The 21,109-nt window shown below is 43.4% G+C and carries 14 protein-coding genes and 1 pseudogene; 7 read left to right on the forward strand and 8 right to left on the reverse strand.

The window, feature by feature from the left end:
- The first annotated feature begins 106 nt into the window (after positions 1 to 106).
- Positions 107 to 1,246 carry a serine/threonine-protein kinase gene (locus V7L01_RS09410; protein WP_335034005.1) on the forward strand — a complete coding sequence of 380 codons (1,140 nt, stop codon included), beginning with the start codon at positions 107 to 109 and terminating at the stop codon, positions 1,244 to 1,246.
- 215 nt (positions 1,247 to 1,461) lie between these two features.
- Here the strand turns inward: V7L01_RS09410 and gndA are convergent, their stop codons facing one another.
- On the reverse strand, positions 1,462 to 2,892 hold the full coding sequence (gene gndA / locus V7L01_RS09415; protein ID WP_229551950.1) for an NADP-dependent phosphogluconate dehydrogenase: 1,431 nt from the start codon (positions 2,890 to 2,892) through the stop codon (positions 1,462 to 1,464).
- A 287-nt stretch (positions 2,893 to 3,179) separates the two neighbouring features.
- Here gndA and V7L01_RS09420 point away from each other — a divergent pair, with 287 nt between their 5' ends.
- Entirely contained in the window at positions 3,180 to 3,911 is a 732-nt protein-coding gene (locus tag V7L01_RS09420) for a Ycf66 family protein (protein WP_335034009.1), read from the forward strand.
- Positions 3,912 to 4,256: 345 nt separating this feature from the next.
- Positions 4,257 to 5,129 carry a class I SAM-dependent methyltransferase gene (locus V7L01_RS09425; RefSeq protein ID WP_335034011.1) on the forward strand — a complete coding sequence of 291 codons (873 nt, stop codon included), beginning with the start codon at positions 4,257 to 4,259 and terminating at the stop codon, positions 5,127 to 5,129.
- 210 nt (positions 5,130 to 5,339) lie between these two features.
- Here the strand turns inward: V7L01_RS09425 and V7L01_RS09430 are convergent, their stop codons facing one another.
- The 7 genes from V7L01_RS09430 to V7L01_RS09460 form a co-directional block, all read right to left on the reverse strand.
- A complete protein-coding gene (locus tag V7L01_RS09430; protein ID WP_335034013.1) occupies positions 5,340 to 8,447 on the reverse strand; it encodes an efflux RND transporter permease subunit in 3,108 nt (1,035 codons plus the stop codon).
- A 376-nt stretch (positions 8,448 to 8,823) separates the two neighbouring features.
- On the reverse strand, positions 8,824 to 11,946 hold the full coding sequence (locus tag V7L01_RS09435; protein ID WP_335034015.1) for an efflux RND transporter permease subunit: 3,123 nt from the start codon (positions 11,944 to 11,946) through the stop codon (positions 8,824 to 8,826).
- Positions 11,943 to 13,451 (reverse strand): efflux RND transporter periplasmic adaptor subunit, encoded by a 1,509-nt coding sequence (locus V7L01_RS09440; protein ID WP_335034017.1) that lies wholly within the window; start codon positions 13,449 to 13,451, stop codon positions 11,943 to 11,945. Before V7L01_RS09440 ends, V7L01_RS09435 begins: the two co-directional genes overlap by 4 nt.
- Before the next feature lie 246 nt (positions 13,452 to 13,697).
- Positions 13,698 to 14,672, reverse strand: coding sequence for an RNA polymerase sigma factor, RpoD/SigA family (locus V7L01_RS09445; RefSeq protein ID WP_335034020.1), 975 nt, complete (start codon positions 14,670 to 14,672; stop codon positions 13,698 to 13,700).
- Between the two features lie 20 nt (positions 14,673 to 14,692).
- Positions 14,693 to 15,601 carry a hypothetical protein gene (locus V7L01_RS09450; protein WP_335034022.1) on the reverse strand — a complete coding sequence of 303 codons (909 nt, stop codon included), beginning with the start codon at positions 15,599 to 15,601 and terminating at the stop codon, positions 14,693 to 14,695.
- A 145-nt stretch (positions 15,602 to 15,746) separates the two neighbouring features.
- The gene (locus V7L01_RS09455; RefSeq protein WP_335034024.1) at positions 15,747 to 17,027 is read right to left on the reverse strand and encodes a S41 family peptidase; all 1,281 of its coding nucleotides are present in this window, start codon (positions 17,025 to 17,027) and stop codon (positions 15,747 to 15,749) included.
- A gap of 147 nt (positions 17,028 to 17,174) precedes the next feature.
- A complete protein-coding gene (locus tag V7L01_RS09460; RefSeq protein ID WP_335034026.1) occupies positions 17,175 to 17,558 on the reverse strand; it encodes a hypothetical protein in 384 nt (127 codons plus the stop codon).
- A gap of 383 nt (positions 17,559 to 17,941) precedes the next feature.
- Here V7L01_RS09460 and V7L01_RS09465 point away from each other — a divergent pair, with 383 nt between their 5' ends.
- From V7L01_RS09465 to V7L01_RS09475, 4 genes and pseudogenes are all read left to right on the forward strand, one after another.
- Positions 17,942 to 19,177 (forward strand): sensor histidine kinase, encoded by a 1,236-nt coding sequence (locus V7L01_RS09465; RefSeq protein ID WP_335034028.1) that lies wholly within the window; start codon positions 17,942 to 17,944, stop codon positions 19,175 to 19,177.
- The gene (locus V7L01_RS09470) at positions 19,155 to 19,802 is read left to right on the forward strand and encodes a response regulator transcription factor (protein WP_335034030.1); all 648 of its coding nucleotides are present in this window, start codon (positions 19,155 to 19,157) and stop codon (positions 19,800 to 19,802) included. Before V7L01_RS09465 ends, V7L01_RS09470 begins: the two co-directional genes overlap by 23 nt.
- Positions 19,803 to 20,002: 200 nt before the next feature.
- Positions 20,003 to 20,191: pseudogene (locus V7L01_RS35420) on the forward strand (IS701 family transposase); the annotation flags it as partial.
- A gap of 422 nt (positions 20,192 to 20,613) precedes the next feature.
- Entirely contained in the window at positions 20,614 to 21,075 is a 462-nt protein-coding gene (locus tag V7L01_RS09475; protein WP_335034032.1) for a pyridoxamine 5'-phosphate oxidase family protein, read from the forward strand.
- The last annotated feature ends 34 nt before the right edge of the window (positions 21,076 to 21,109 follow it).

Raw genomic sequence — 21,109 nt, forward strand, 5'->3', positions numbered from 1 at the left:
ATGATTTTAGATTTTTTTGGTTCATCGTTCCAAATCCGAAATCTGTTAATTACACCCTTTTGCCTGGGACAGGAGAAAATAAGAACATATAAGAGCGATCGCCTGTATGAGCTACTGCCTTAATCCCCATTGTCCCAAGCCTGAAAATCCTCATGATGTCAAGTTTTGCCGGACTTGCGGTTCCAAGTTACTTCTCAAAGAACGTTATCGTGCTATCAAACAAATCGGACAAGGTGGTTTTGGCAAAACCTTCTTATCTGTGGATGAGGATAAACCCTCAAAACCACGCTGCGTAATTAAGCAATTTTATCCCCAAGCCCAAGGCACTAACACTCTTGCCAAAGCCGTGGAGTTATTTAACCAAGAAGCGGTGCGGTTAGATGAATTGGGCAAACATCCCCAAATTCCCGAACTACTGGCATATTTTACCCAAGAAGATCGGCAGTATCTTGTACAAGAATTTATCGACGGGCAAAACTTAGCCCAGGAATTAGCACATAGAGGTGCTTTTAGTGAAACGCAAATCCGGCAACTATTAAATGATTTATTGTCAGTATTGCAATTTTGTCACGCTAGACACGTAATTCACCGCGATATTAAGCCAGAAAATATTATTTTACGCGAGAGCGATCGCAAACTAGTATTAGTAGATTTTGGGGCTGCCAAATCTGCCACTGGTACTGCCTTAAATCAAACTGGTACAAGTATTGGTAGTCCAGAATATGTTGCCCCAGAGCAAATGAGAGGTAGGGCTGTTTTTTCCAGCGATATTTATAGTTTGGGTGCTACTTGTATTAATTTATTAACTGGGCGATCGCCCTTCGATTCCTATGATATCCACAACGATACTTGGGTTTGGGAGCAATACTTGAAAACTCCTGTTAGTAATCAGTTGAGTCGCATTCTTAACAAGATGCTAGAAAGTATTCCAATTCGGCGTTATCAAACAGTAGATGAAGTTCTCAAAGACTTAAATCAACAGTCGCAAGTAGCAGCTACGCCAGCGATTGCGCCAAAACCTATCCCTCAAGCCCCATCAAATTCTCCAGCCGCTTTTGTATCTAAATCTCCCAGTCAACTCGATCGGGAATTAGAAGAAATGAAAACCCAATTTATGGGTAACAACAAACCTCAACCAAATAAAATACAGCCACAAAACCCCACATCGCAGCCTACTAGTAAAAGCAAAATAGATGAAGAATTAGAAGAATTAAAAGCCAAATATCTTGGTAATAATAACCCTTAAAATCATTTTGTCCTTACATCGAACTCAGGTTCCTCTCAAAAAGAAGCTTGAATTTACCATGTGCATATTGATATTTTTAGTAACGTCTATCTTCTGTCCGTAGGAGTATGCGGTTCCCTAAAAAGAAAGTGACCCTGAAACTCAGAGCCACCCTTAAAACTGTATTCTGAAACTTTTTAAGTTTTCACAATATCCTGATGTCGATGTGTGAAAATTTACTTCTTAGCTTCAGCAATGGGTACCCATTCAGTGTGGAAACTTCCGGGCTTATCAAGACGCAGGTAGGTATGTGCGCCGAAGTAATCGCGTTGTGCTTGAGTCAGGTTTTGAGGCAAGCGATCGCGGCGATAGCTGTCAAAATAATCCAAGGAGGCGCTAAATGCCGGTACTGGAATTCCTACTGTTGCAGCTGTGGCAATCACTTCCCGCCAAGCAGTCTGTCTGTCGAGAATTGTCTGCTTAAATTCGGGAGCTAACAGCAAGTTAGGCAAAGCTGGATTTTCGCTAAAAGCCTTCTTAATCTTATTCAAAAAGCGAGCGCGAATAATACAACCACCTTTCCAAATCCGCGCCATTTCGCCCAGATCCAAATTCCAGTTATATGTTTTTGAAGCTGTGGATAGCAACGCCATCCCTTGAGCATAAGAACAGATTTTTGAGCAATAGAGAGCATCGCGTACTTTGTTGATAAAGTCCTTGGTTTGCCCGTCATACTTGCCACTGGGGCCTGTAAGGACTTTAGATGCTGCAACCCGCTCCTCTTTAATCGAAGATATAATCCGGGCATTAACTGCTGCTGTAATTGTAGGAATAGCAACTCCCAATTCCAAGGCAGTTTGCACAGTCCAGCGTCCAGTTCCCTTTTGACCGGCTGCATCAACAATCAAATCCACCAGGGGTTTATTTGTTTCTGGGTCAAGATATGGGAAGATATTCTTCGTAATCTCAATCAAAAATGAATCGAGTTCATCGGTGGTGTTCCATTCAGCAAACACCTCATGTAGCTGATTATGGTCTAATCCAGCAACATTTTTCAGCAAGTCGTAGGCTTCAGCAATTAACTGCATATCGCCATACTCAATGCCGTTGTGTACCATTTTGACATAGTGGCCAGAACCACCAGGGCCAATGTAGGTTACACAAGGGCCATCATCGACTTGGGCAGCAATTTTGTTGAAAATTGGTGATAGGAACTCGTAAGAGCTTGTTGTACCTCCAGGCATCAGAGATGGGCCATTCAGTGCCCCTTCTTCACCGCCACTGACACCCATACCAAGATACCGAAGCCCTGCGGGTTCTAATTCCTGAGTGCGTCGTTCCGTATCTTCAAACCAAGAGTTGCCACCGTCGATAATGATATCGCCTTCCTCTAACAAGGGTTTGAGTTGAGCAATCACCGCATCTACTGGCTTACCAGCTTGCACCATTACTAGAATTTTGCGGGGACGTTCCAATAAGGCAACGAATTCTTCTAGAGTAAAGGCGGCTTTGACGTTCCTTCCTGTAGCACGCTGCGCCATAAACGCATCCGTTTTTTCGCGGGAGCGGTTGTAAACTGCAATTGGGAAGCCATTGCGCTCCACGTTTAGAGCGATGTTCTCACCCATAACGGCTAATCCAATCACACCAAAGCTTTGTAGTGTCATAAAAAATTTCTGGCTAACTCTTGCAGATCCTTTACCTATAAGGGTAGTCCGATATTTTCCCTTCTCCCCTAAAGAAGACCTTAAGACTTGATATAAATGACAAAAATCCACAAGTAACAGGGATAATTAATTTTAATTTGTATCTAAATCAACAATTGACTTGCAAAATTGTTAATTAAGGGATTGGGGACTGGCGATTAGGGACTGGGGACTGAGAAATTCTTTCCTAGTACCCAATACCCAATACCCAATCCCTAATCCCCAATAGTGAAAGGAGTAACCAAATAATGCTGGCATTTGTCCTAGCTTTGGTGGTCGGTTTTGGTAGTTTAGCCATTTATATAGCAGCTTTCTTTTTTCCAGAAATCCACCGCAAGAATGACTTTATCTGGAGTGGTGTAGGGCTGTTCTATGCCTTAGTCTTATGGGTGTTTGCACCACGCATTACTGGGGGTTTGTTGCTGGGTCATGTGGCTAGTGTGGCTCTTTTGGTCTGGTTTGGCTGGCAAACTCTATCATTACGTCGGCAATTGACCCCGCAGACACAACAAACCCAAGTACCCAGTCCTGAGACAGTGAAAACTGGCATTCAAGAACAGGTAAATAAGTTCTCCCTTCAGGAACGGTTGGGCCAGTTGCAAAAAGGTCTTGGTAGCACCTTTAGTGGCGTGAAAGGCAAGGTGCAACAGACTGTGAGTAAAAAAACACCCACAACCCCCAAACCTGAAGACATTACCTCTGTTCTGGCAGAGAAACCTACTGTTGAGATTATCGACAAAACTACTGCCACACCAGAAAAACCAGCAGAGGAGACAGTTACTACTGACACCGAAGCTAAAACCGAGAGTGTACCGGAAGCGATTCCACCACATCCCCCATCTCCTGAATTGGTGGAAGCAGCGCAGCCAGATTTTGAAATTGAGGAGAAGCAACCGATTCCCGTAGAAGAAATTGCGCCGGATGCGGTACTCGCTCCCCCGGCGGAAGCACCACCTGAACAAATACCACCAAATAATTAGGCTAGTTCAATCCAATGAAACCCAGCGTTCAGTAAGATGATGTTGGGTTTTACTTGTATTAGAGCCAACAGAGTAAATATGCCAGGACTTACTACCACTCGACCTTGCCGCATGATTCGCAACGAGTTCTTAAATCTTCAAAGAAAGTGTAAATTTTTGTCTACAGTTATGACTTAGAACTTATTTATAAAAGAGAAGTTTTAATGTCATTTTTTCATGGTTAAGCAACATGGAGTAAAAAGCTTCTACTCTAAGGCGTTTAGCGCCAGATTAACTATAAGCGATAGAGTCAGATAATTTTCGGGAAACATATTAACAGACGAATCGTTACACTTGACCTGAAAAATGAAATTCGATCCTCGCCACTGTAAACCTCCAGAGAATTGGGATAACCACGATCAATGGAATGAGTATTGGGCTAATCAATCAGATGCGCTCCCCCAGGCTGAAGTTTGGTCACCCTGGCGCAATGAACCTGAATTGAGATTTATAGACTTCGTGAGGAATCAATCACAACGCAAGGTTTGGTTTGCAGGTTGTGGAATCAGTTTTGCACCTATTTTTTATGCCTATGCAGGTTGTAATGTGCTTGCTAGTGATGTCTCTGTTGTGGCGATCGATTTTTTGCGGCAGGTGAATCAGCAGGGGATAACATCTTTAGTTTCCAATGTTGAAGAAATGAATACTGACCTGAAAATGGAACAGACCCAAGCAACCGATCTGCGTTTTCTAGTTCATGACTTTCGTGAGCCATTGGATGAATACGACTTTGATGTAATACTCAATATTAAAGCTTATCAAGGTCTTCCCACAACCAGTATGAAGCAAGCTGCAACTACTTTTTATAAGGCTCTTAAAACAGGTGGTTATGCTATCTTCGATACTCAAAATGTTCAAGGAGATTACCGCAATCAAATTGAAGATTCATTGCTTGATGTAGGTTTCTATATCCCATTTCACAAAAGTGAACGTTGGTATAGAGAGCAATTGAACTCAACAGGAATTGTTTATGTAATGGTGCTTGGTGGTCCCCTAATTCCTCAATGGGGGCAATATGGTGATGATGATTGGAATACTAGAGCATCTCAAGACCAAGAAATTCTGTATTCATTTTACAGTGAATATCAAAAGCAACGGGAACAAGAATCAAAAGAGGTTCAGGAAATATTAAAAGGCAAGCAGACAAAAATAGCCCATGTTGTGTACAACACAGGTTGAAGCTGCGACCGACTAATTCGGTCGGTGACTTTGCCATTTCCACGTTGTTTAATGGTAATTTTGATGTGTCCGCAATACAAACACCGTTATCTAAAACTCGTCAGCCTCAACCGTTGTAAATCCAGACCTCAAAATTGTTGAATCTGTGTTTGAAGCCTTAGGCTTAATGACTTGGGAATCATTTGCTAATAACCGCCTGCGATTCCCTTGCTAGCTTTTGAATAAAAAGTGGTAAAACTTAGGTTTACCAAGCTTTTTCCGCCATGCCTCCATGTAAATGAAAAATACTGGAGTCAGATAGAGAGTCAATATCTGAGAGAACACCAATCCACCAACGATCGCAATCCCCAAAGGACGACGCGCTTCTGAACCTACTCCTGTCCCCAGAGCAATGGGGAGTGTGCCAATTAAAGCTGCCATCGTCGTCATCATAATCGGGCGGAAGCGAATCAAGCAAGCGGTATAGATGGCATCAAAGGAATTCTTCCCTTCCTTTCGTTGCGCTTCAATTGCAAAGTCCACCAGCATAATCCCGTTTTTCTTGACGATGCCCACCAAGAGAATTATGCCGATGAAAGAGTAAAGATTTAAATCAACCTGGAAAATCAGCAGCGTCAGTAACGCACCAAAACCCGCCGAAGGCAAACCAGAAAGAATGGTGATTGGGTGAATGAAATCCTCATAGAGGATACCGAGAATTAGATAGATGACTAAAATAGACACCAACAACAATACGCCTAAATCGTTGAAGGACTGTTGGAAAGTTTGGGCTGAACCCTGAAAGCTGGTGGTAATTGTTGAGGGTAGTACCTCACTGGCTGCTTGCTTGATAGCATCTGTAGCCTGACTTAGAGACGTTCCTGGAAGCGTGTCAAAAGAGATAGTTGCAGAGGGGAGTTGAGCAACATGAGTAACCGTGAGCGGGCCGACATTTTGAGTGATATTAGCGATCGCACTTAGCGGAACCAATTTCCCAGTACTTGATTGCACATATAGTAGCGATAGGGCGCTAGGATCTCGTTGAAACTCCGGTTTCACTTCTAAGATGACATAAAATTGGTCATTTGGAGTATAAATAGTTGACACCTGGCTGGAACCATAAGCAGCGCTGAGGGTTTGTTCAACCTGTTGTGCAGTAATCCCAAGGGTTGCGGCTTTGTTGTGGTCAATTTGGACTTGGATTTGGGGAGTGCTGAGTTGTAAATCGGTGTCAACGTTCTGGAGTCCTGGTAGGGTTTTGACTTTATCTACAAGTTTAGGAACGTATTGGCGCAAGTCTTGCAGATTTAAACTCTGCAACGTGAACTGATAAGTAGAATTAGTTTGTTGTCCACCGATGGGAATAGCTGGCGGAGAACGGAGGAATGTCTTAACCCCAACTACACGTCTCAACTTGGGGGTTAACTCTTGAATGATTTCGTCAGCACTCAGTTTACGTTCAGAACGTGGCTTAAGCCGAATCGTAATTCGCCCAGAGTTGACTGATGCATTCGGCCCACTTGCACCCACAATCGAGTCAACTGCTTCAATATTGGGGTCTTGACGAATAATGTCAACAACCTTTTGCTGGTGAAGGCGCATATCATCAAAAGAAATATCTTGCGCTCCTTTGGTGTTCGCCATCAGTTGTCCGGTGTCTTCGGTAGGTATAAAACCTTTGGGAACGATGATGAACAGATAGACGGTCATTACCAGCAGAATGCCAGAACCAATAAGTGTCATCAGGCGGTATTTTAAAACGGGTTTAAGAGTCCAATCATATCCACGTAGTAATAAATCAAATGCCCGTTCTAAAACTCGATATAGCAGATTTGGTCTTTGCTGATGTGAACCCAGAAAGCGACTGCACAACATTGGGGTCAGACTGAGGGAAACAAAACCCGAAACCAAAATTGCCACTGCGATCGTCACGGCAAATTCATGAAATAATTTACCGATTATTCCACTCATGAACATAATGGGAATGAACACCGCCACCAAGGAGAGGGTCATTGACAAAATGGTGAAGCTGATTTCCCTCGATCCCTTCAATGCCGCATTTAGGGGAGATTCGCCCATTTCCCGATGACGGACGATATTTTCTAACACAACGATCGCATCATCCACAACAAAGCCCACGGAGAGGGTCAACGCCATGAGTGAAAGGTTGTCTAGGGAGAAACCCGACAGATACATTACAGCAAAAGTGCCAATAATCGCTACAGGTAACGCCAAACTGGGAATTAGGGTAGCTGTTATGTCACGTAAAAATAAGAAAATCACCAAGACAACTAGACAAACCGAGAGAACCAAGGTAAATTTCACATCATTGACAGAGGCTCGGATGGTTTGAGAGCGATCGTACATAATCCCCATTTCAATGGATTTGGGAACTTGTTCGCGGAGTGTAGGTAAAAGTTTCTGGATGGAATCAACGATATTTACCGTGTTGGCTCCCGGTTGCGGCTGCACAGCGAGAACAACAGAATGGCGATTTGTTACTTTGCGATCGCTATACAAATTTGAGACTTTGACGTTTTGTTCGCTGTCAATCACTTGTCCCAAATCCTGGAGTCGCACGGGCGCACCATTTTTGTAAGTTACAATTAGCTGGCGATAGCTGGCAGCATCGGTGAGTTGACCGTTCGCCTGAATCGTATAACTTTTATAACTGCCAGAGAGACTGCCGATTGGTAAGTTGACATTTCCCTGTTGAATTGCAGTTTTTACCTGATTTAGACCAATTCCCCGCGATGCTAACTCTCGCGGATCAAGCTGGACGCGAACTGCATATTGCTGTTGACCAAAAACCTGTACCTGAGCAACACCATCAATCATCGAGATTGGTTGACCAACTGTTACCTCTGCGTATTCATCTACTGTCGAGATTGGCTGTGTCTCAGAATACATATAGAGGAAGAGTATCGGTGAGACAGACGGGTTAACTTTGCGGTAGGTGGGGGGGTGAGGCATTCCGGCTGGCAGTTGTCCGGCTGCTGCTGAGATCGCCGCCTGTACATCTTTTGCGGCATCTTCCACTCGGCGGCTAAAGTCAAATTGTAGGGAAATGTTGGTGCTGCCTGTGGAACTGGTGGAATTGAATGAATTTAGTCCGGCAATTTCGGTAAACTGTCTTTCTAGGGGTGCGGCGACTGAAGAGGCCATTGTTTCTGGGGTGGCACCAGGGAGACTAGCGGAGACAGAAATAAAAGGATATTCAACGTTGGGTAGGGCGCTGATGGGTAATAGTAGATAACTCATCAGACCGAAGATGAGGATACCCATCATCACCAAGGTGGTCATGACTGGACGACGGATGAAGAGTTCTGAAAGGTTCATGGGTTTTGTTATTGAGTTAAGGCTTAACTCTTTGTCAAAGTCAATTTTTTAAACGAACCGCAAAGGACGCAAAGAGCGCAAAGGAAGAAATACTTAACTGAAATGCGTCGAAATGTGAGTTTAATAAATGTGTGATGAGTGCAACAGTTCTATCTGTGATTTATAAACCAATACGCTTGGGTTAATGGCTACTGGCAACAATTTTGGGTTTTCAAGACGCGATAAATCGCCGTCTCTACAAGTGTTTTGTTGCTCTATCTGAACTGTATTGATTTATAAGCATCTCTAACGACTCCTGCACTGCTTCTTGAACTTATCTATCTCTTCCTTTGTGTCCTTTGCGTCCTTTGCGGTTCGTTTAAAAATTGATTAAACATCACGATCGCTCATCTGAAAATGAAAATACCCGCTGGAACTTAACTTGACTGAGCTTCTTCCGCCACGATTCCATATATATATAGAAGACGGGCGTTAAATACAGCGTCAATATCTGAGAAAACACCAGCCCGCCCACAACTGCAATCCCTAGAGGACGGCGGGATTCTGAACCAGCCCCAAATCCGATCGCTATGGGCAAGGTTCCCATTAATGCTGCCATCGTCGTCATCATAATCGGACGGAAGCGCACTAAGCAGGCTTGATAGATTGCCTCAGACGGTTTTTTCCCTTCTTCTCGCTGGGCAACAATTGCAAAATCTACCATCATAATCCCGTTTTTCTTCACAATGCCCACTAAGAGAATTATGCCGATGAAGGAGTAAACATTCAGTTCGACATGGAATATTATCAGCGTTAACAATGCCCCAAAACCTGCTGATGGCAAACCAGAAAGAATCGTAATTGGGTGAATGAAATCCTCATAGAGAATACCCAGGATTAGATAAATTACTAAGATAGCGATCGCTAACAATAAACCCAAACTCGGCAGTGAACTTTGAAATACCTGGCTTGCACCCTGAAAGCTTGTGCTAATGCTCTTAGGAATCACCTGATTAATCAGTTCTTCAATTTTTTGGTTGGCATTTCCCAAGGACGCATCGGGGGAGAGGTTAAAGGAAATGGTGGCGGCGTTCATCCGACCATTATGATTGACCATTAACGGGCTGACTCCCTGAGATAGTTTGGCGAATGTCTTCAGAGGAACTGCCACTCCTGTGCTGGAGTTAATGTATAAGGTCAACAGAGCATTGATATCTTGCTGATATTGCGGTGCTAATTCCAAAATCACCTGATACTCATTGGTCGCTGCATAGATGGTTGACACTTGATAGGAACCGTAAGCACTTCTGAGGGTATTTTCGATTTGCTCGGCGGTAATCCCATAAGTTGAGGCTTTATCGCGGTCAATGTCAATTTGAATCTGGGAAGCAAATTGTAAATCGCTGTTGACATCCTGGAGTTCTGGCAAGTTCTTCATCTTGAGAACAAGTTGGGGAACATATTCCTGTAAGGGTTTGACATCAGAACTCTGAAGTGCTACCTGATAAAGTCCTGTGCTTTGTTGAGCGCCAATGGGTATCGCTGGGGGATTTTGTAAGAATACTTGGATGCCTGGAACAGTGGCGAGTTTGGTTCGCAAATTTTGCACGATTTCGTCAGCCCCTAGTTGGCGCTGCGATCGCGGTTTTAACCGAATAAACAAACTCCCATAATTGGCTGCAACTGCTGCTCCTCCGCCACTAGCACTAGCTCCTGCCCCAATATTGGAGTTGACTGCATCTACATTTGGATCTTGGCGGATCAGGTTAGCAACTGTCTGCTGATGCTGGACAAGATTATCGAAGGATGCATCTTCGGCGGCTTGGGTAATACCTGTAATTTGTCCGGTATCTTCGCTAGGAATAAAGCCCTTGGGAACTATCACCAACAACCCAACTGTCACCGCCAATAGAAAGGCAGATAAAATCATTGTGGTGCGGTGATATTTTAAGACTTTTTTGAGACTCCAATCGTACAAACCGAGGAAGCGATCGAATACATATTCGGAAGCTTGGTATAACCGACTTTGATTAGCATGATCCACAGGACGCAGAAAACGGCTGCACAACATCGGAGTCAGAGTCAAAGACACAAAACCAGAGACGAGAATTGCCACTGCGATCGTCACAGCAAATTCATGAAATAATCGTCCTAGCACTTCACTCATGAACAACATGGGGATGAACACTGCAACTAAGGAAAGTGTCATCGACAGAATTGTGAAGCCAATTTCTCTCGACCCATTCAACGCCGCTTCTAACGGACGTTCCCCCATTTCCATGTGACGGACGATATTTTCTAGCATGACGATCGCATCATCCACTACGAAACCCACCGAAAGGGTCAACGCCATCAGTGATAGATTATCTAGCGAGTAGTGCAGCAAATACATCACTGCAAAAGTGCCAATCAGCGAAACGGGTAATGCCAAACTGGGAATCACCGTCGCCGAGAGGTTCCGCAAAAAGATGAAAATCACTAAGATAACTAGAGCGATCGTCAAAATCAAGGTAAATCTGACATCATCTACTGAATCTCGAATTGACTGAGACGCATCATAAAGAATACCAATTTCCACGGATGCCGGAATCTGTTCTCGCAAAGTCGGGAGCAATTTCTTAATCGTGTCTACGACTTCTACCGTATTGGTTCCGGGCTGTCTTTGAATGGTGAGAATAATGGCGCGAGTATTGTTGTACCAGCTTGCTACCTTGTCATTTTCTACACTGTCAACAATCCGACCCAGTTGATTGAGATAGATGGGCATTCCATCTTTATAAGAGACAATCAACTGACGATAAGCAGCCGCATCCTCAAGTTGTCCGTTAGTTTGAACTGTAAAATTCTTGTGATTTCCCGAAAGACTGCCGGTAGGCAAATTGACGTTACCTTGTTGAATCGCCGTCGCCACCTGATCCAGCCCAATTTGTCGCGCTGCCAATTGCTGCGGATCGAGTTGAATTCGAGCCGCATACTTTTGGGAACCGTAGACAGCTACCTGTGCTACCCCATTGATTGTAGATAACTTTTGCGCCAGATAAGTCTCGGCATAATTATCTACCTGGGAAAGCGGCAGAGTGGGAGAATCGAGGTAAAGATAAAGAATCGGTTGGTCTGCGGGATTAACCTTGCTGTAGGTGGGAGGATTGGGTAAATCAGTTGCAATTTGCCCCGATGCTCCCGATATTGCTGCTTGCACATCCTGCGCTGCGTCATCAATGTTGCGACTCAGGTTAAATTGCAGGGTAATTTGAGTCTGTCCCAGAGTGCTAGTTGAGTTAAGCGAATCGAGTCCAGCAATACTGGAAAATTGCTTCTCTAGAGGACGGGCAACTGATGCTGCCATCGTTTCCGGGCTGGCTCCCGGTCGGGAAGCACTTACCTGAATTGTGGGATAATCCACACTTGGTAAATCGCTAATTGGCAGCAAGCGATAACTCATGAAACCGAAAATCAAAATCGCCGCCATCACCAAAGTCGTCATGATCGGACGACGAATAAATGGTTCCGAAAGATTCATGATTCACCTCCAGCGGACTTCGGGGCTTCTCCCCCCTGCTCTCCGCCCCCTGCCCCCCTTCCTCTTTTAATGCGGATTTTGCTACCCGAAACAAGATTCGCTTGACCATCAGTGACAATTTTATCGCCTGGTTGCGGCCCTTTCTGAATTACATCTAGCCCCTGAATGGTGCTGCTAACTGTAACTGGAACATTTTCTACCGTCATGTCTGGCTTAACTACAAAAACAAACTGTCCATCAGGGCCATTCTGCACGGCTTGGGAGGGAAGAACCGTTGCATTCGGTTCTTCAGTCAGTGTTAGGGTTGCGTTGACAAATTGACCGGGAAACAAATGTCCCTGAGTGTTGTCAAAGTCGCCAATCAGTTGAATTGTCCCCGTGGTGTTATCGACCGTATTATTGACAAATGTTAAAGCACCTGGAATCGGATGAGATGGATTATCGGGGAACGTTACATCTACCTTCAGCTTGCCATTCTGCATATACTTTTGTACCTGGGGCAGATTTGTTTCAGGAATGGAAAAAGCAACTTGAATCGGGCGAATTTGGGTGATGGTAACAAGTGGAGTCGTGCTGTTGGCTTGTACCACATTCCCCTGAGTCACAAGAATATTGCCAGCGCGACCATCAATCGGCGCATAAATTTTGGCGTAAGATAATTGCACTTTGGTATTGTCTAATGCTCCTTGGTCGGAAGTTACAACAGCCTGAGCATTAGCGATCGCAGCTTGATCCCCTTTGACAACTGCACCAGCATTAGTCAGCGCCACGCGATCGCTTTTCAAAACTGCTTCAGCATTAGCGATCGCTTCTCGATCTGCTTGTAGGGTTGCTGTAGCCGATTTACTATTAGAAACGTATTGCTGTGCTTGATCTAAACTAATTGCGCCCTTTTTATACAATGCACTATAGCGATCGCTCTGTCCCTGAGCAAATTCTGCTTGTGCTTGATCCTTGGCCAAATTCGCTTGGGCTTGTCGCACTAAGGCTTGGTCTTTGACTAAAGTGGCTCTCGCTTGGTCTACCTGACCCAAATCTCTAGTTAATCCGTCTCTAGCTTGTTGTACCGAAGCTTGGTCTTTTGCTACAGTTCCTTGAGCTTGCTGGATTGCAGCAGCTTGCGATCGGTCATCTAGGGTAAACAAAAGTTGTCCCTTTTTTACATCTTGACCTTTCTTGAAATAAACGCCAACAATCCGCCCACTAGCTTGGGGTGTAATCGATACTGTAGACCCCGCTTGCACGTTACCGATCGCCTGTAGTTGTATCGGAACCGTTTTTTGCGTCACCATTGCCACAGTTACAGGTGTCATTTGCTGCCGATTACGGCCAGATTTTTCAGCTTTGTCTGACTTGGCTGCACCTGCATGGATACCAAAAAAACCCAATCCAGCCAGCAACAGCACGCCCAAAATTACCAAACGAATCTTTTTCTTTTTTGGCGATCGCGGTAGCTCCGCTTCTATACTGTTCTCAGTCAAATCGTTAGAAATTTCATGGTTCATCAGAACCTCCAATGGATTTTAGTGTAAATATCTATGTGTAAATAAATTAAAGTTTGTAGTAAGGACTTTAGTCCTGATAGTCATTATTTTGAGCGATGAATCGCTCACTACAAACTAGAATTTTATGTTTCATCATGTATCTACTTATTTTTTCAAGTTTAAATCAAACCAATAATATTGTTAAACGAAGAGGCAGGGAGAAGAGGCTCTGGGGCAGTGGGGAAAGAATTTATACAAAATTACGAATTACGAATTATTTAACTGCCGATATAGAATTTGTAGAGCTTGTTTCTCTATCTGTCTGACTCGTTCCCGACTAATACCTATTCGCTGACCAATCTCTTCTAGGGTAAATTCGTGTCCATCTGTTAATCCAAAGTGCAAATTTAAGATTTCTTGTTGTTGTCTGGACAAACTTGACAATAAGCTTTCAACTTCGTCATTGATAGATTGTTCATTAGTATAGCCATCTTGAGAATATCTATAATCTTCTATTAAATCTTCTAATTTTACCTCTTTATCTGACCCAACCCGAAGATCGAGGGAGAGAGTTTGACGAGCTAAAAGTAGACATTCTCGAATCTGACTAGGCTTTAAAGAAAGTGCATTAGCAATTTCCGTACTAGTGGGAACGCGACCTAATTTTTGAGATAACTCTCGCTGAACGCGTTTAATTTTGTTTAACTTTTCATTGATGTGACTGGGTAATCGAATTGCGCGTCCTTGTTGGGCGATCGCTCTGGTAATTCCTTGACGAATCCACCAATAAACGTAGGTTGAAAATCTGTATCCTAGAGCCGGATTGAATTTCTCAATTCCTCTCTCCAAACCCAAAGTACCTTCTTGAATTAAGTCCATCAACTCTAAGTTACGTCTTTGATATTGCTTGGCAATTGACACCACCAGCCTGAGATTAGATGCCATCATTTTCTGCTTGGCTTTTTTCCCTTGATTTAGCTGCTGAAGTAGTTCTTGTTCGCTTAACTGCATCTGGTCAGCCCATTCTGACAGTGTGGGTGTCCGCTTTAATTCAACAGTCAATTTTTCGGATTCAGCAAGTATTTTCATCATCTGCTGAACTTGTTGAGCAAACAAAATTTCTTGCTCTTGGGTCAACAGAGGTATCCGGCCAATTTCTTGAAGATAAACACGGACTGTATCAGTTGGAGCTTTGCTTGTGTTAATAGCTTTAGTATCTGGGAATGATGTTAAGTTACTCATGGTGAGTTAGCCTCTGCCTATTAATTAGGATATTTTGGATTAAGGAAAAACCGTAGATAGTGACTTGACGAGCCATAAAGGTTTTTATAAAAAAACCAGGTATCAAGTACTAGCTCCAAAAGAGCAATCAACACCCAAATTGCTAGAGAAACAATTACAGGTAAGCTGAGATCGGGAAACTTTCTTTGCAAATCGATAATGCCAAATAACAGCAAAAACAGGAGAGAAACACCCAGGAGAAAGGACAACTTGACAATCGCAAGAATGAAACGACTCATCTCTAAAATGCGATTGTAAAGCCGGGAAAATCTTTCCAAGATTTCTTCCATGTTATTGATGACCAGTAGAATTTGTTGTTGGTGCAGATGGGTAGCTAAGGAGCATTTTTGCTGCATTTGTATCAATTCATGTTCATTCTTGAAATTATCTAAAAGTTTGTCCCAAGGTAGTGCCTGAGAGCTAGTTTCCCAGATTGGGAAATCCTTTAAATGCAAAGGAACTAAATAGTTAATCAGTGCTATCAGCGTTTCATCAAAATTACTGAGTTCGGGGGGAAGAGACTGCGTTAGACGAATCAGTTGGTCAATCTGAATCTGAAGTGTATAGTAGTCCTCATATCTCCTTTGAGCGATCAACTGACTAGTAAAGGTGAGGAAAACAATTAACACCCCCAATAAAGCAGCTAGGGATTGGGATACAGCAGAAAAGAATTCAATCGCTACCTGTTTCGGTACTGTCAGCCAGGGGGCGTTTTCCCGGATCGAAAAAACTAAGGTGGCAACAAATACAAGCCCGACGATCGCAAGCTGATGGCGAGTAATAGTAGCTATGAGTATCCGCACTAAAGGAGTGTTACTGAGTTGAACCAGGATTTTGAGACCTGGGACTGGTTCACAAATTTGAAGTCGTTGAGCTTTGTGGTTTGACATGGTTGAAAGTGCCGATAGGAGATATTGTCAGAAGTATCCGTATAAGCAAGTTGGCACAATAAAACCAAACTATGTGAAGAAAGCTAAACAGGACTAAAACTCCTTTTTCCCCCGCCTTATCCCAACAATAATTATTTCCGCCGACTTACTTCTCACGCTGTAAACTTACATGATTGTCCCCAGACTGAATCAATTTGCTCAAGTCAGCAACGGCTCTAGCATATTGAGGATCGGCTAATGTCCCCAAGGTTCGGTTTTGCACTAATGCTTTCTGTTGTGCCTCGGTTAATGCCACATTAATATCTGGTGCAATGCCGACATGATTGATATCTCGACCTTTGGGTGTGTAGTATTTGGCGATCGTTAGTTTCAGCGCCGAACCATCTTCCAGTGGCTCAACGGATTGAACTAAACCTTTACCGAAGGTGCGAGTGCCTATTAACCTGGCGCGATTGTTATCTTGCAGTGCTCCCGACAGAATTTCGCTGGCGCTGGCAGATCCCTTATCGACTAGTATCACTAAAGGTTTGTTGGTGAGAGGATGTCCCGAAGCATTGTAGCTATCCTTAACTTGGTCTCGATTTACCAAAGACACGATCGCACCTTGCTTCAACCACATACTGGCAATTTGCAAACTCGCATCCAGCAGTCCACCTGGATCGGAACGCAGATCCAAAACGTAGCCCTGCACCTGTTGTTTTTCTAATGCTTGAATTGCCCGATGCATCTCTGCGGGAGCCTTTTCCGTAAACTCTGGCAGACGAATGTAACCAATCTTACCCGCTGCTGTTGTTTGCGTGTTGTAAGTTACAGGATGGATAGCAATATTTGCGCGGGTAAGATTGAAAGTTTGCGACTGAGTACCCCGTTGAATCGTGAGTACTACCTTGGTTCCCACAGGGCCGAGAATCCGCTTCACGGCATCATTAATTTTCATCCCCTGAGTTTTTTGACCGTTAATTTGGACAATTACATCGTCCGGCAAAATACCCGCTTTAAAAGCAGGCGTTCCTTCAATCGGGGCGACAACGGTTAAGGCTTTAGTTTTTTCATTCTCTGCCAGTTCCAGCCCTACGCCACTGAGGTTGCCAGAAAGGTCATTACTTAGGGCTTTAAATTCCTGTGGATCGAAAAACTCTGTGTAGCGATCGCCTAATTTAGCTACCATTTCTTGAATCGCTCCATAAGCCTGTTTCTTGGAACTATAGGAATGGCTAAGATACTGCTGGCGAATTGCTTTCCAATCTTGATGGTTAAAGCTGACATCAACATAATTTTTATCTAGGATTTGCCACACCTCATCCACGAGTTTTTGGGGGCTAGGTTGGCTTTGACCTAGAGTTTTGGAAGTGTAGAGACTAGTTCCAACAAGGATTGCTGCGATAACGGCGAGTTCTATCTTGACGAGCGATTTTTGTTTAAACATACTTTAAATCTTGAAGAATAATTCAGAATTCAGAATGCGATCGCCCTTGGGCTGAATACCCCCAGACGGACATAATTTTTTCTGTTAGCGTAGCGGGGCGTAGCCCATTCTGGGGACTGACCCCTGAATTCTGTTTTGATAAAACTACTAAGAATTATCTTGAGATTTCCCTTTGCGGTGGGGATAGGCAGTCTTAAAAATATCCTGAATTTTAGTCTTTTGTTCAGCCGTGAGATTCAGGCTCAACACCGCTTTACGCATTTTTTCGCCTTGTTGTAATTTCGTTGACAATTCCTTTACCTGATCTGGGGTTAGAACTGCCTCAACTTGCTTGCGAACTTCTTCGCGCTTCTGGGCGCGTTCTGGCGTATTCGCTGCCGGAGAGTTTGTCGTAGAAGTATCAGATACTTTTGTCCCGGAGTCATCCCCTTGAGACACATCTGGAGATTTAGAACTGCTGCAACCTGTCATTCCTCCAATCAAGATAGTTGCAAGTAGCAGGGTTGGTAAAATTATCTGTTTTTTAATCATTTACTTCTCTTGTTTTTGTTGTGTGTAATAGGACTGTTCTGACTCAATTTCGGTTTATGACTGTTTTGAAGATGTTTGAAAAGTTGCTGCTTTACTCACACCAGCTAATCTTAGAAGTTGGAATGAGTTTGCACATGAGCTAGAATTCCTAACCTCACCAGTAAAAAAGTACTCAAGTTATTGTGACTTTTTTCCTAATTTAGAAATAATTAATTAGTCAGAACGGCTCTATCGATAGTAGAGATAGATTCGTTATATAGAAAAGAGAGTTTCATCTCAACAGCGCCAATCTCTTAGCATCCTGCCTTCTTCACCTATTTACCTCTAAAATTGTGAAAATACCTATGGTTTTGTTAGAAAGGCCATTGATTTGGAACAGTTCTATGGTTAGCTTGACCTACCCATCTTTTCGTCTGTTGCTTTACCTAGAGTGGCTGTTATTAGCCACAGCAGCGTTCATGGAAGTGCTGCTGCCGTTTGATTTGTCTTGGTCGTTGCTGCTACGAGTTCTGGCGATCGCCATCTTCAGCTTGATGGGCTTGAGACTACCAATGGTGAAGCTGGAAACAAAATTACTTTATACAGCCCTGGAATTAGGTTTAATTTGGCTACCAGCGACTCAACATAGCTTATCTCCTCGCTCCGTTTTGCTGCTGTGTCTGGTACTGGTGATGCGGAGTTGTCTGATATTTAAGCGATCGGGACAGTTGGTTGTCTTGGGTTTATCTCTGCTCTCTCATGCAACACTGCTTTTGTTAAGATCGATTGAACCTGAGAATTTTATGCGAGAGAAGCTGATCGCCATGTCCTGGGATTGGCGATTAAGTAATATATTATTGTTTAGCTTAACGTTAGTATTCGCTTTATTATTAATTAATGCCCTGCTTGCAGAACGCCAAAGTCGAGAGCAGTTAGAAATTGCCCATCAGCAATTAGAAATTACTAATCAACAGCTGTGCCAGTACGCGATACGGATTGAAGATCAGGCAACCTTGCAGGAACGCAACCGAATTGCCCGCGAAATTCATGATGGGTTGGGACACACTCTCGCCGCCCAAACTATTCAGATTAATAATACTCTGTTGTTCTGGCAATCAAATAATGACAAAGCATTGACATTTCTCAAACAGGCAAAAGAACTGGGGGCTGAGGCGCTGCTAGAAATTCGGCGATCGCTTTCGGTGTTACGTTCAAATCCTTTACAAGGGCAATCTCTCAAATCAGCTATTGAAAAGCTGCTGACAGATTTTCAGCAAACCACAGGTATTCAACCGTCCTGTAAAATTAATGTCCCGCACACCTTGCCAACAGAAGTAAACACCGCCCTTTACCGGATTGTGCAAGAATCGTTGACAAATATTTGCAAACATGCTCAGGCAACGAGTGTTACCGTTGGACTACTGGCTCACGCTGGGATGATTCATCTGTCAATCGAAGATAATGGAAAAGGGTTTAATCCAACTCAAAATACAACTGGGTTTGGGTTACAAGGGATGCGAGAACGGACGGTTGCATTGGGCGGCCAGTTAAATCTCCACAGTCAACAAGGAACAGGTTGCTGTATTTCTGTTTCTTTGCCACTATCAAAGCTAGTTTATGATTCAGATTTTATTAGTTGACGATCAGCATCTTATTCGCCAGGGACTTAAGAGTATGCTTGAGTCGAATGCAGAGATGCAGGTAATTGGTGAGGCGGAGAATGGGCAACGGGCACTCGAACAGATTGCCGCGCTGAAACCCGATATTGTGCTAATGGATATCCGAATGCCCGTAATGGATGGAGTTGCCACAACAAAAGCGATCGCTCAACAATATCCTGACATTAAGGTTCTCGTCCTCACCACCTTCGATGATGATGAGTATGTTTTTCAGGCGATGCGGCTGGGTGCAAAGGGCTACTTGCTCAAGGACACCGAACCAGATGAACTAATGTTGGCAATTCGATCCGTATACAAGGGACAAACTCTACTCGGCCCGGGATTGTTTGAGAAAGCACTCACGCCGATTGCCGCGCCTGTCCCGTCTGTGCAAACTCCTCCAGAATTGGCGCAACTCACAGCCAGAGAATTAGATGTATTGCGGTTAATTGCTCGTGGAGCCAATAACCGAGAAATTGCCGAATCGCTGTTTCTTTCAGAAAACACTGTTAAAAATTATGTTACCAATATTTTGAGTCGGTTGAGTTTACGCGATCGCACTCAAGCCGCTTTGTTTGCCCATTCGTTGTTTGATGGGCTGAAATAATCCTGCTTTGTCACTCTCCGAGTAGTTAAATCGTGTCCGGTTAAAGACTTATCATTAAGACAGCAAGGAAGCAGGGGGCAGGGGGCAGAGAGCAGGGGGAGAAAGAATTTTCAAGTTTTTGCACAGATGCACCGAATCATAACTAATCAGCCGGACATGATATTAAATATCCTTAAAGTGATTTTCTCAGCCACGAGTGAATCAACCGTTATTTGAATAATAAAAAATTAGCACTTCGGATTATTTGGGATAATGTAAAAAATTTAATAGAAATAAATCATATCACCTACTTGGTTTTTGATGACACAGTAATTGATAAACTATCCGCTATGGAAATAGAACCAAGTAAACCCCAATATAGCGGTAACGAGCATGGTGTAATTCAAGGATAGGCTCAAAGATTTAGCTGATAAAACTAGTCAAACAATCTATCAAATTATTTAGTTCAGCAACTAAAACACCCGGATGTTGCGATGTTTATCGCCTAGCTGTTTGGTGCGCGGCGAGGTGTAGCCGCGGCATTGCTTGTGACAGTTGCATAAGCCCTGTTAATGCAAAATTTATGTCTAAAGAAATAAGCAGACAGCTTACCTTCCTATGCCTAAAAGTTGTGTATGCACAGAATAGTCACTCTCAGCCAATATCTCTATAGATATAACTAAAAAAACTAATTTTAGGATAACTCCATCTGTAGGCTCACGCAATTTAAACAAAAAAGGTTAATACTGAAAAATAACTTTACCAGCATTAAACCTGGTTGTAATCAAAAATTACAGTCACGGAAAAGCAAATAGAGAAAAGAGTACAAACAATGGCAACTTCTACAGACCGCGATCAACAGATTCAAAAACTGCATGAACTAATCAAAAATATTGATTATGGGATGTTTACCACAGTCGATGATGATGGAAGTTTGCATAGTTATCCCATGTCAAAAAGTGGTGAGATTAACTCTGAATCCACACTCTGGTTCTTTACCTATGCTGATTCCCATAAGGTGACTGAGATTGAACACTATGAGCAAGTAAATATTAGTTTCTCGTCACCCGAAGAGCAGCGATATGTTTCTATTTCAGGTAATGCACAACTCGTGAAAGACCGCAACAAGATGCGAGAGCTATGGAAGCCGGAACTTCAAACCTGGTTTCCTAAAGGACTGGACGAACCCGATATTGCTTTGCTTAAGGTGAATATTAGCCAGGTTAATTATTGGGATAGCGCATCGAGTTTTAAGCCACAAACAATTAGTTTTTTGGCACCATCACGCCTTTAACTAATTACTATTCCGTAATTCGTAATTTGTAGTT

It is taken from the genome of Nostoc sp., assembly GCF_036917095.1.
Taxonomy (GTDB): domain Bacteria; phylum Cyanobacteriota; class Cyanobacteriia; order Cyanobacteriales; family Nostocaceae; genus Nostoc.

Bases quoted from the DNA above. Each gene is read 5' to 3' on its own strand.
- V7L01_RS09410 (WP_335034005.1), top strand. From the start codon at position 107: ATGAGCTACTGCCTTAATCCCCATTGTCCCAAGCCTGAAAATCCTCAT.
- gndA (WP_229551950.1), bottom strand. From the start codon at position 2,892: ATGACACTACAAAGCTTTGGTGTGATTGGATTAGCCGTTATGGGTGAG.
- V7L01_RS09420 (WP_335034009.1), top strand. From the start codon at position 3,180: ATGCTGGCATTTGTCCTAGCTTTGGTGGTCGGTTTTGGTAGTTTAGCC.
- V7L01_RS09425 (WP_335034011.1), top strand. From the start codon at position 4,257: ATGAAATTCGATCCTCGCCACTGTAAACCTCCAGAGAATTGGGATAAC.
- V7L01_RS09430 (WP_335034013.1), bottom strand. From the start codon at position 8,447: ATGAACCTTTCAGAACTCTTCATCCGTCGTCCAGTCATGACCACCTTG.
- V7L01_RS09435 (WP_335034015.1), bottom strand. From the start codon at position 11,946: ATGAATCTTTCGGAACCATTTATTCGTCGTCCGATCATGACGACTTTG.
- V7L01_RS09440 (WP_335034017.1), bottom strand. From the start codon at position 13,451: ATGAACCATGAAATTTCTAACGATTTGACTGAGAACAGTATAGAAGCG.
- V7L01_RS09445 (WP_335034020.1), bottom strand. From the start codon at position 14,672: ATGAGTAACTTAACATCATTCCCAGATACTAAAGCTATTAACACAAGC.
- V7L01_RS09450 (WP_335034022.1), bottom strand. From the start codon at position 15,601: ATGTCAAACCACAAAGCTCAACGACTTCAAATTTGTGAACCAGTCCCA.
- V7L01_RS09455 (WP_335034024.1), bottom strand. From the start codon at position 17,027: ATGTTTAAACAAAAATCGCTCGTCAAGATAGAACTCGCCGTTATCGCA.
- V7L01_RS09460 (WP_335034026.1), bottom strand. From the start codon at position 17,558: ATGATTAAAAAACAGATAATTTTACCAACCCTGCTACTTGCAACTATC.
- V7L01_RS09465 (WP_335034028.1), top strand. From the start codon at position 17,942: ATGGTTAGCTTGACCTACCCATCTTTTCGTCTGTTGCTTTACCTAGAG.
- V7L01_RS09470 (WP_335034030.1), top strand. From the start codon at position 19,155: ATGATTCAGATTTTATTAGTTGACGATCAGCATCTTATTCGCCAGGGA.
- V7L01_RS09475 (WP_335034032.1), top strand. From the start codon at position 20,614: ATGGCAACTTCTACAGACCGCGATCAACAGATTCAAAAACTGCATGAA.